This is a genomic window from Sulfuricurvum sp., assembly GCF_022759005.1.
In the GTDB taxonomy this organism is placed as follows: domain Bacteria; phylum Campylobacterota; class Campylobacteria; order Campylobacterales; family Sulfurimonadaceae; genus Sulfuricurvum.
In genome coordinates, this window is the sequence record NZ_JAEMQA010000121.1 from 1 (window position 1) to 11294 (window position 11294).

Below are 11294 nucleotides of genomic sequence, written 5' to 3' on the forward strand. Positions count from 1 at the left end.
ACGACGAAGCATACGAAGCCCTCAGCGATGAGGAAAAAATCGCGAAACTTCTCCTCGATGGGGACAAAGAGCGGATGATCCCTCTGGTCGAAAAAGCGCGACTAAAAATCAATCCCGATACCATCGTCAACGAAATCCTCATCGATGCGATGAAAGTGGTCGGGGAACTCTTCGGATCAGGGAAAATGCAGTTACCGTTCGTATTGCAAAGCGCCGAAACGATGAAAGCGACCGTCGATTATCTCAACCCCTATCTCTCAAAACAGGAAAAAGATACCGACACCACCCTCGTAATCGGTACCGTCAAAGGGGATGTGCATGACGTAGGGAAAAACCTCGTCGACATCATCCTCTCCAACAACGGGTTCAAGGTGATCAATATCGGAATCAAAACCGAACTCGAAGAGTATCTCGACGTCATGAAAACGCAGGATATTCACGCCATCGGGATGTCTGGGTTGCTTGTCAAATCGACTCAAGTGATGAAAGAGAATCTCGAAGCTCTGGCTGCAAAAGGGATCACCATGCCGGTATTGCTCGGCGGTGCGGCACTCACACGCAGTTTCGTCGATGAATTTTGCCGCCCAATCTACAACGGTCCGATCTTCTACTGCCGCGACGCGTTTGATGGCGTTATTGCGATGAGCCGTATCGAAAAATACAACGCCGATCCAAGTGTCGGGCTCGATACCCGCCTGGGTGGAGATATGGTTGAAAAACCTGCCAAAGAGGTGATCGACATTGTGATCCCTCCGTATCATGAGCTCAAAATGCCGAGCGAAGTCAAAATCCCGACCCCTCCGTTTTGGGGACGACGGGTATTGCGCCGCGATCAGCTCGATTTTGAGATGGTATGCAGTTGGATCAACCGCCGTAGCCTCTTTAAACTCCACTGGGGCTACAAACGCGCGGGGATGCCGGTCGATGAGTACAAAAAACTCTTAGAGACCAAAGTATACCCTGCCTATGAGCGGATCAAAAATGAAATCGCCAAACGCGGCTTGTTCGACCCGACCGTGATTTACGGCTACTACCCCGTCCGAAGCAATGACCGAGAGCTCCTCATTTTCGATGAGAGCTGCGGATGGAATATCGATGAAAACGCCAATCGCGAAAGCTTGGAGAGTGTCATCGGTAACGCCAAGTACGTTTTTGAATTTCCACGCCAGCGTAAAGCACCGCACCGTGCGCTGAGCGATTTTTTCACCCATACGCGTGATGATGTATTGCCGCTAACATGTGTTAGTGTCGGGGATAAATTCAGCGAGTATGAAAAAGAGCTTTACGCTGCAAACAAGTATCTCGAATACAATCTCGTTCACGGATTCGGGGTAGAGCTTGCCGAAGCGTTGGCCGAAGTGGCGCACAAGCAAATACGTCTTGATTTAGGGATCGCCCATGATGATGAGGGGTTCAGCCTCCGCGATGTTCGTCTCAACCGCTATGCGGGGGCACGGTACAGTTTCGGCTATCCGGCGTGCCCTGATTTGGAACAAAGCCGCATTATTTTTGATCTTCTCCGCCCAGAAGAGTTTGGGATTACCCTCTCCGAGACCTTCCAAATCCATCCGGAACAAAGTACGACGGCACTTGTAGTGCATCATAAAGAGGCAAGTTATTATAGTGTTTAGGGGTTTTTATAAATTACAGTAAATTGCATAAAATCGAAATGAAGATGGAGGATTTAGAAAATGTTTGAACCCGTTATGATAATTCCTATTGGTATTATAGTTGCTGCGATTATTGGTCATTTTGCGGTTAAAAACCACTGGAAAATCGCCGATTATTTTTAATCTTTTACTCATCGTCACTCCATACTCCGACGCGGAATCTAAAATTTAAATGCGTGGATCCCGTATCAGGTACGGGATGACGAACCCCACACCTTCTCGATCCATTCCCCCATCTTCGCTTCGTAGCCGCTTTTTTTAAATTCGACGAATTTGAGTGGTTTGGAGAGGTACTTTTGCTCCACCCATCCGCCGAAGTCATGTGGATACAAATACCCTTTGTGCTGTTGACGCAAATACTCGGGAATCTCTAAAATCACCCCGTTGCGTACCGCTTGCTGTGCGGCGTTGATCGCATTATAGGCGGTGTTCGATTTCGGGGATGCACACAGATAGATTACCGCCTGAGAGAGGATAATGCGTGCTTCCGGATAACCGATTGATTTCACCGAAGTCATAGCCGACGCACATAAGGTAAGGGCTTGGGGGTTGGCATTGCCCACATCTTCGCTGGCGAGGATAACCAAACGGCGTGCGATAAACTCCGGTGGTTCTCCCCCCTCGATCAGCCGTGCGAGATAATAGACTGCCGCGTCGGGATCGGAACCTCGAATACTTTTGATGAGTGCGGAAGCGAGATCGTAATGAACTCCCGCTTCGGAACTCCCACGTGCCTGCGCGACAGGACGCAACGACGTAAGCAGCGCTTTGGTGATCGGTTTTTGAAGCGCCGTTGCCACTTCGAGGAGTTTAAGCATCGCTCTGGCATCTCCTCCGGAACTTCGAATCAGATATTCACGCCCTTCATCGTCTACTTCAACTCCCGTGCGTTCTAACAGCTGCCCTAACGCATCCTCACCGATTTCAAACAGTTCAAACAGGAGTGAACGTGACCGCATCGCCGCAGTGAGGCTAAAATAGGGGTTCTCTGTCGATGCGCCAATCACTAACACGCTGTTTTTTTCCATAACCGGCAGTAACACTTCCTGCTGGTTTTTTGCCAGACGGTGAACCTCATCGATAAAAATCAGAGGTTTGGTAAGGGAACCCTCATATTGATCGAAAATTTTACGAAGCTGCTCGATTTTGAGCGAAGTGGCATTAAACTCATAAAAGGGCAATTCCATCGTCTCGGCGATGATTCGAGCCAATGAGGTTTTACCGCAGCCGGGAGGTCCGTAAAAAAAAGAGTGGGTAAGACTACCGCTCTCAGAGAGAACGCGCAAAGGTGAGTCAGGAGAGCATACGTGTGACTGACCGACTACATCGTCAAATTTTTTCGGACGAAGCAGATAGGTGAAGTCCGCCACGATTAACCTGCGATAACCTTGATGATCACTTCGCGCTCTTGGCGCGGGCCGTCAAATTCGCCGAAAAAAACTCCCTGCCATTTTCCGAACATCGGGCGCCCTTCGTGAACCGGAATAGAGACCGATGCTCCCATGCGAGAGGATTTGAGATGCGCTGCCGCATTGTCTCCGACATGCGAGTATTTCGCATCACTTGGAATAACGGTAGAGAGTGCGGCCAATAGGTCACGACGAAGATTTTGATCCGCATTTTCAAACAAAAAAACGCTTCCGGTGGTATGCGGAGTAAATACGACACAGATCCCCTCTTTGACACCGGACATGATCACCGCTTCTTTCACTTCGGCACTGATGTCCATTAACTGTGTTTTATGGCTGGTCGGAAATTTGAGAGTTTTCATTTTTTGGTTTCACCTTTTGTAAATTTTTTTTCGGGTTTGTATTTATTGGTACCGAAGGGTTCATTAGAGGGTTTTGCTTTCGGTTTCACTTTTGAATGACTCTTTGAAGTATGCGCTGTTTTTCCTTCGGCTTTAGATCCTTTAGGTAGCGATTTGCTCTTTAGCTTTTCCGCTTTTTCGATCGTCTCCAAAAACTCTCGAAGCGACGCGTATTCACTGCGCTCTAAAAAACGGACTTTTCCGGTCGGGAGGTTATTGAGATCGATCCCTCCGAAGCTGAGACGTTTGAGATCTACCACTTCCGCACCAAAATGGGCGAAAAATCGGCGCAGCTCTCGGTTTTGCCCTTCACCGATGGCGACTTTGAGTACCGAAAAATCGCCCTGATTTTTTTGAATCTGGTAGGCATAAAACGGAGCAAAACTCATCGATTCGATCTCTGAGCTCTCATGTGCTCCGGCACTCGCATCCTCAAGCTCCAGCCCCTCTCCCATCGCTACCTGCATCGCTTCGGTGACGGGGCCTTTGATCTTTATCTTATAAACCCGCTCCATTTTGGAGGTCATCAGCGCCGTTGCGACACGGGAGGCATCCGTGAGGAGTAGCAATCCTTCTGAAGCAAAGTCAAGCCGTCCCACAGGGATATAGTGACGGTACTGTTTTGCCAACGAGTCGTAAATCGTTTTACGCCCTTGAGGATCTTTTTTGGTTACCAATTCACCGCGCGGTTTGTTATAGACGATCACCGTAAACTGATCGGTCGGAGTGATTTTATTACCGCTGATCATCACCGAATCGTGTTTCTCATCCACCTGCGTCGCAGGGTTGGTTTCGATTTCGCCGTTGATTCGGACGTATCCGTCTTGAATCGCCTTGTCGGCTTCACGTCGCGAATAGGTCGAGTAGTGAGCGATAAATTTATTGAGACGCATCATGAGATACCTGCTTCCACGAGTGTATGAAGATGCAATGCACCTTGGATTATGCCGTCTTTATCGGTGACGACCAACAACTGTATTTTTTTCTCTTCGATCAGCACTAGTGCATCGGATGCCAACATCGTCGCATCATCGATCACCAACGGATTTTTGGTCGCAAACCGCTCTGCCGGAGCATCAAGGGAAAATGACTCACTCATCAAGGCACGACGAATGTCACCGTCACTCAACAGTCCCGAAAGCTTTCCGGAGCCGTCAGTGAGCATCACCGTCCCCAAACGCCCTTCACTGAGTTTCAAAATAGCTTCTTTCAAAGGGGTCTTTTCATCCACAATCGGTAAATCTGCGGTGCGCATCAAATCGGAAACTTTGACAAACAGCCGTTTGCCCAAAGCACCGCCGGGGTGAAACGACGCGAAATCCTCTTTTTGAAAATTTCGCGCTTTCATCAGACATACCGCTAACGCATCCCCCATTGCCAACGTGAGTGTCGTCGACGACGTCGGTGCCACATCCAGCGGACACGCTTCTTGGAGAACATTGATATTGATCACTTCATCGCTGTATCGCCCCAATGTCGACTTAGCATTTCGGGTCATTCCGATGAGGGGAATGTCAAAACGCTTGATATGGGGGAGAATAGAGCTGAGTTCAGGGCTTTCGCCACTGTAGCTGATCGCGAGCACCGCATCTTCACGACCAATCATCCCCAAATCGCCATGCAGCGCTTCGGTAGGGTGGAGAAAAAAACTCGGTGTTCCGGTCGAAGCAAACGTCGCGGCGATTTTCGCTCCGATCAACCCTGATTTGCCGACACCGGTGATGACCAGTTTCCCTTTGCAGGCCAAAATCATCTCAACGGCACGGGGAATTTCCTCGGAAATCCGTCTTTTTGCATCAAGAAGCGCTTGTGCTTCAATTTCAAGTGTGTTGCAGGCTATTGCGATATAATCGTTCTTCATAAATTAGATTATAGCTGAATTGGGCTTTATCCATGCAAAATCTCTATACCGAAGTAACGTCTCTCGACCAGCGATGCGTCAGCCAATTCGCCCTCAGCGAAGAGGTGATGATGGAGCACGCCGCTCTATCGATCGCCCGATTTATCCAAGAGCGCTTTGAACCGAATGCCTCCGTTTTGATTGTCTGTGGAAGCGGCAACAACGGGGCCGACGGATTGGCTCTCGCCCGTTTGTTGGAGGGGGAGTATCGCGTATCGGTGAATCTCCCCTTCGGGGCAAGCTCTCCTCTCGCACAATTCCAACGTGAACGTGCCGAAAAAGTGGAACTCAAAAACACCCCTATCGAAGGGGAATATGACATCGTTGTCGATGCGTTGTTCGGTTCAGGACTCAATCGCGTATTGGGACCCACCGCAATCGAAGCACTGCAAGCGATGAACGCCTCAGAGGGGTACAAAATAGCCTGCGATGTCCCCAGCGGACTTTATGCAGACGGTACACTCGATCCGCATCGCTTCAAAGCCGATACGACGATTACGATGGGTGCGCTCAAACGAAGCCTCTTTAGTGACTGCGCCAAAGAGGTCGTGGGTGAAATCCGTGTTGCCAATCTGGGAGTTTCACGTTCACGTTACGAGATTCCCTCATCGTGGAAATTACTCGACCCTTCCGACCTTTCCCTACCACTGCGAACAGATGTATCATCCCACAAAGGATCTTACGGTCATCTGAGTATCATCTGCGGAGAAAAAATCGGTGCGTCTGTGATTGCAGGTTCTGCGGCACTCCGTTTCGGAAGCGGTTTAGTGAGCCTCATCAGCAATGAAAACGTCACCATCCCCTATGAGCTGATGCAAAGTCACTCTCTCCCCGCAACTACCACCGCTATCGCGCTAGGGATGGGGTTAGGAGTCGAGTTTTGCGACGATGAATTAAACATGTTGCTGGACAACACTCTACCACTGGTTTTGGATGCCGATATTTTTGCGCATCCACTATTTTTAAAACTCTTGCAACGTGATCATATTGTTTTAACCCCTCATCCCAAAGAGTTCACCCAGATTTTACGCGTCACGGGAATAGCAGACATCGATGTGAATACGCTTCAAAGTAACCGTTTCGACTATGTTGAGCAATTTTGTACCGCATATCCCTCCATCGTGTTAGTCCTCAAAGGCTCCAACGTCATTATCGGTGCAGGTGAGAAGTTTTATATCAACCCTCACGGAACCGTCGCGTTAGCCAAGGGGGGAAGCGGTGATGTACTGGGCGGTTTGATCGGCTCACTCCTCGCACAAGGCTTTACACCGCTTGAAGCAGCTATCCAAGGCTCACTCGCCCACACCCTCGCGGCACGCGACTTTGATAAAAACAATTACGCTCTCACCCCATTTGATCTTATCGAAAGAGTTTGTACTTTATGAAAAAAATCGTCGCCCTTTTCAGTGGCGAGGGGACCAACCTCGCCAACCTCATCGAAAAAATCCATCTCAAACACGGGGCAATCGTCTGTGCCATCACTAACAACCCCGAAGCCGGTGGAATCGCCAAAGCCCGTGCGGCCCATATCCCCGTAGAGATTTTGGATCATCGGGATTTTGAGAGTCGTGAAGCCTACGATAGCGCGTTAGTGGAACTGATTCGTGAATACAATCCTGATCTCGTCGTTCTCTGCGGCTTTATGCGGATTCTCACTTCTGTTTTCACCTCTCAGATACGTGCCATCAACCTTCACCCCTCTTTGTTGCCTGCATTCAAAGGTGCCCATGCCATTGAACGAAGTTTTAAAAGCGAAGAGCAGGTATGCGGTGTCACTGTCCATTGGGTGAGCGAAGAGCTGGATGCCGGTGAGATAATCTTGCAAAAAAGTTTTACCAAAAATTCTTCGGATACTTTAGAAGAATTTTCGGCTAAAATTCGCGAAATCGAGCATGAAATTTTGCCTCTCAGCATCATAAAGATTCTAAAAGAATCATAATTGAGTCTACCGCTGAAGTAAACTCAGCGTTAGCGTAGCTATCGGGGTTTTACTCCAATGGCGTAAAATTAAATAAAAAGGACTCACTATGCATACTTTACAAATCGGAAAATATACCCTCGGCAGCCGTCTCATCGTCGGAAGCGGTAAATACGATTCATTCGAGATGACGAAAGCGGCTACTCTCGCCAGCGGTTCAGAGCTTATCACCGTCGCGGTACGCCGTCTCAATATTACCAATCCAAACGAGCCAAATCTTCGCGATACGTTTGCGGATACCAACGTCAAATTCTTGCCAAACTCCGCAGGATGTACGACTGCCGAAGAGGCAATCACCCTCTTTCGCCTCACCCGCGAAGCGACGGGGATCGATCTCATCAAACTCGAAGTGATCGGTGACACCCAAAAAACTCTCTATCCGGATGTTTTGGAGACGATCAAAGCGTGTGAAGTATTAGCCAAAGATGGCTTTACGATCATGGCGTACACCTCGGATGATCCAATCATGGCACGCCGTCTTGAGGATGCGGGAGCGCATGCGATCATGCCGCTTGCCGCTCCGATCGGTTCAGGCCTCGGCGTTCAAAACAAATACAACATCGTGTTTGTCCGTGAAGCGGTCAAAGTGCCTATTATCGTCGATGCGGGGATCGGATGTGCGAGTGATGCGGCGTTAGCGATGGAACTCGGAGCGGATGGTGTTTTGACGAATACGGCAATTGCTCAAGCACAAAATCCGATGTTGATGGCAGAAGCGATGAAAAATGCGGTGATTGCAGGAAGACTCAGTTATTTAGCAGGACGGATTCCGAAGCGCCCGTATGCGACGGCAAGTTCACCCGTTGATGGGATGATCCAGTTTTAATAATTCTCTCTACTTTTCTCTTTAGTGAGAAAAGTAGCAAAAGAACATACCGTGATCCAAAGACGCACGTTCCTCTCGGCACTACTGCCTTCGGAACGGCTCTTTGTATTGGATCACGGGAATTTTTTAAATAATGCCGCGAAAACACACCTAGAGCCCAGCCGTTGGCAGCAGTGCCAAAACGGCTGGTAGCGTTCTGTTTGAGCGGCGATTTTCTTTTGGTAACTTTTCTTTTCTAAAAAGAAAAGTACATCAAGCTTCTATATAGTCCAAATCCTCATAAAACGTCTCACGCGTAAAATAAAGCGCAACCAAAGCGATTGTAAACACAACCGCTCCTACCGTTGCCGCAGAACCCAACACCCCCATACTCTCTTTGAGAACCATAAAGCCTGAGGTAATCGGCACTACCGATCCGCGAACAAAATTAGGTACCGTTGTCGCAACCGTCGCACGGATATTCGTCCCGAACTGTTCTGCCGCCATCGTGATAAAAAGTGCCCAATATCCGCAAAATACCCCCAGCATAAATACGGCGATATAAAACGATTGCGCACTCGCACCGGATAGGGTAAAGTAATAGAGAACACTTGCCACAGAGAGTGCCATAAAAATCGTATAGGCACGTTTACGGCTTCTCATCATTTGAGAGAGGTAACCGCTTGCTAAATCCCCGATAGAGAGACCGATATAGGTGTACATCAGAGCTTGTCCTGCTTTCACTTCCCCCTCGATGGCAAGCGCTTTGGCAAACTCTGGTGAAAACATCACCAAAATACCCACAACATACCACAGAGGCATTCCGATGACGATCGCTTTGATGTATTTATTAAACAGCTTTTTGTGAGCAAAGAGAGCAAAAAATTGTCCCCGTTTGACATCACTGCCAGAATGATGTTCGAACATCGCCGATTCCCGGACACGGAATCGCAAAACCAGCAACAAAAAGCCCAAAACACCCCCAAAAATATACGCGTTTCGCCATGCAAATTCCTGAGCAACGATATTGGCAGCTACAACACCTAATACTCCGAAGGCAGCAATACTCATAACACCGTATCCACGAAGCTCTTTGGGTAGAATTTCAGCTACCAGCGTTACCCCTGCCCCCAATTCTCCCGCCAAACCGATACCGGCAATAAAGCGAAGCAGTGCGTACTGCTCGACATTAGTGACAAACGCATTGAGCAAATTTGCGACCGAGTAGAGGATAATCGAAGCAAAAAGAACCGACAAACGCCCTCTTTTGTCCCCTAACACTCCCCAAAGTATCCCCCCGATGAGCATCCCTGCCATTTGCGCGTTGAGGATGATCGATCCCCACAATGTAACACCGTCTTTGTCCAATCCAAGCTCACTCAAACTATCGACACGCACTACCCCAAAAAGGATCAAATCGTAAATATCGACAAAATACCCCATCGCAATGACAATGACGGGGAGGGCTAATACCTGTTTAACAACACTCATATTCATTGGTTCAACTCACTGTTTTTAGATCCATAAAACCAATAGATTACCATCCCGATCAACGACCATCCGATAAACCGAAGCCATGTAGCAAACGGCAATCCCGCCATCATAAAAATTATTAAAATAAAATTGAGCGGCATCAAGATTTTAAACGCAGGGACTTTAAATGCTGGTTCAATAGTGTTTTGGCGACGCAATACAATAATGGCTATCGCGACCATCAAATAAGCAAACAAAGTCCCGATATTGACCAATTCCGCCAACGTTTTTAACGGAACAAACCCCGCCATCAAACTCAGCAATGCACCACCGATTAATGTCGCTTTAAACGGTGTGCCGTATTTAGGGTGGATCGTGCTCAAGTTTTTCGCCAACAAGCCATCCCGAGCCAAAGCAAACAGTATTCGTGTAAACCCAAGCCCCATCACCAACATCACAGTTGTAATAGTGATAACAGCTCCCAGCGCAATGATATTTGCGGCAAGCGGTTCATTCACCTGATAAAGCGCAAACGCCAATGCATCGGGAACATTGAGTTTATCATAAGGGACAATCGCCGTCAGTGTAAAACTCACCAAAATAAAGAAAATAACGGAGATCAATAATGACAAAATCAATCCCCACGGAATATTTTTCTGCGGTTCTTTTGTCTCTTCAGCTACCGTACTGATCGCGTCAAATCCCAAATAGGCGAACAAAATCAATGCCGCCCCGTGCCATACCCCTTCCCACCCAAAAGGGAAAAAATTGGATAGATTGTTCAAATCAATATGGGGAACCCCGACAACCACAAACGTGATTAAAACCGCAAATTTGATAAATACAATGGCCGAATTGACCCGCGCACTCTCCTTGATCCCAATCGCCAACAAAACAAAAATCGCCAGAATGATCCCAAAGGCACTGATATCGATGTACGTTCCTGCTGATGGGTTATACGCTCCGCTCAAAGCTACCGGAATGTGGATATTCAAACTGTTTTCCAAGAATCCGCGCAAATATCCCGACCATCCCGTCGCCACGGCGGCTGTCGCGACACCGTATTCGAGCAGCAGATTCCAGCCTACAAACCAAGCAAACATCTCTCCCAAAGATGCAAACGTAAAACTGTACGCACTTCCTGCTACCGGATACGCAGAACTCAGTTCCGCATAGATGAGTGCCGTAATGGCGATCATTACAGCCCCCAACAAAAATGACAATATAATAGCCGGTCCCGCCATCGTCGCAGCCGCCTGTCCCGTAATGACAAAAATCCCCGCACCGATAATAGCACCGATGCCAATAAAGGTAACGTCCATTAACCCCAATCGGCGTTGAAACTCTCCGTTCATACCGGACATATCTTTTTTACGAAAAAAATCTTTCACATCCCCTCCTTTTCTCTCACTCAAACACCTCTACACCGCACATAATATGCTCTATTATACATTAATTTTGCATGCACATGGGTGTATTTCACCCCACTTCAACTCGAAATGAGCCAGAGCGTTTAAGATGGTTACGCAAAAGGCTTGACAATTTATTTTTTTTCGACTATAATTTCGCCTCACTAATTTGCTCTCTTGAACAATTAGCTGAAGGTCGGGGCGTAGCTCAGTATGGTTAGAGTACTTGGTTTGGGACCAAGGGGCCGG

At 48.2% G+C, this 11294-nt stretch carries 10 protein-coding genes; 4 read left to right on the forward strand and 6 right to left on the reverse strand.

Annotated elements, in window-relative coordinates:
- Positions 1-1631: vitamin B12 dependent-methionine synthase activation domain-containing protein (locus JHC35_RS07595; RefSeq protein ID WP_295043739.1), on the forward strand; the 1631-nt coding region annotated here is incomplete at its 5' end.
- A gap of 227 nt (positions 1632-1858) precedes the next feature.
- On the opposite strand, the gene JHC35_RS07600 is transcribed toward JHC35_RS07595, so the two are convergent.
- From JHC35_RS07600 to JHC35_RS07615, 4 genes are read right to left on the reverse strand one after another with little or no spacing between them, the layout of a single operon-like run.
- A complete protein-coding gene (locus JHC35_RS07600; RefSeq protein WP_295043742.1) occupies positions 1859-3040 on the reverse strand; it encodes a replication-associated recombination protein A in 1182 nt (393 codons plus the stop codon).
- Positions 3041-3042: 2 nt separating this feature from the next.
- Positions 3043-3441 carry a secondary thiamine-phosphate synthase enzyme YjbQ gene (locus JHC35_RS07605; protein ID WP_295043745.1) on the reverse strand — a complete coding sequence of 133 codons (399 nt, stop codon included), beginning with the start codon at positions 3439-3441 and terminating at the stop codon, positions 3043-3045.
- Positions 3438-4376 (reverse strand): pseudouridine synthase, encoded by a 939-nt coding sequence (locus JHC35_RS07610; RefSeq protein ID WP_295043748.1) that lies wholly within the window; start codon positions 4374-4376, stop codon positions 3438-3440. Before JHC35_RS07610 ends, JHC35_RS07605 begins: the two co-directional genes overlap by 4 nt.
- Positions 4373-5341: a KpsF/GutQ family sugar-phosphate isomerase gene (locus JHC35_RS07615; protein ID WP_295043751.1), complete on the reverse strand. Its 969-nt coding sequence runs from the start codon at positions 5339-5341 to the stop codon at positions 4373-4375. The genes JHC35_RS07610 and JHC35_RS07615 overlap by 4 nt, the downstream gene beginning before the upstream one ends.
- A 32-nt stretch (positions 5342-5373) precedes the next feature.
- On the opposite strand from JHC35_RS07615, the gene JHC35_RS07620 reads away from it, so the two are divergent.
- The 3 genes from JHC35_RS07620 to JHC35_RS07630 all read left to right on the forward strand — a co-directional run bounded on the left by JHC35_RS07620 (position 5374) and on the right by JHC35_RS07630 (position 8184).
- Positions 5374-6765: an NAD(P)H-hydrate dehydratase gene (locus JHC35_RS07620; RefSeq protein ID WP_295043754.1), complete on the forward strand. Its 1392-nt coding sequence runs from the start codon at positions 5374-5376 to the stop codon at positions 6763-6765.
- Positions 6762-7319: a phosphoribosylglycinamide formyltransferase gene (gene purN, locus JHC35_RS07625; protein ID WP_295043757.1), complete on the forward strand. Its 558-nt coding sequence runs from the start codon at positions 6762-6764 to the stop codon at positions 7317-7319. The genes JHC35_RS07620 and purN overlap by 4 nt, the downstream gene beginning before the upstream one ends.
- An 88-nt stretch (positions 7320-7407) precedes the next feature.
- Positions 7408-8184 carry a thiazole synthase gene (locus JHC35_RS07630; protein ID WP_295043760.1) on the forward strand — a complete coding sequence of 259 codons (777 nt, stop codon included), beginning with the start codon at positions 7408-7410 and terminating at the stop codon, positions 8182-8184.
- Between the two features lie 252 nt (positions 8185-8436).
- On the opposite strand, the gene JHC35_RS07635 is transcribed toward JHC35_RS07630, so the two are convergent.
- Positions 8437-9660 carry an MFS transporter gene (locus JHC35_RS07635; RefSeq protein WP_295043763.1) on the reverse strand — a complete coding sequence of 408 codons (1224 nt, stop codon included), beginning with the start codon at positions 9658-9660 and terminating at the stop codon, positions 8437-8439.
- A complete protein-coding gene (locus tag JHC35_RS07640; protein WP_295043766.1) occupies positions 9657-11027 on the reverse strand; it encodes an amino acid permease in 1371 nt (456 codons plus the stop codon). Before JHC35_RS07640 ends, JHC35_RS07635 begins: the two co-directional genes overlap by 4 nt.
- Positions 11028-11294 lie beyond the last annotated feature (267 nt).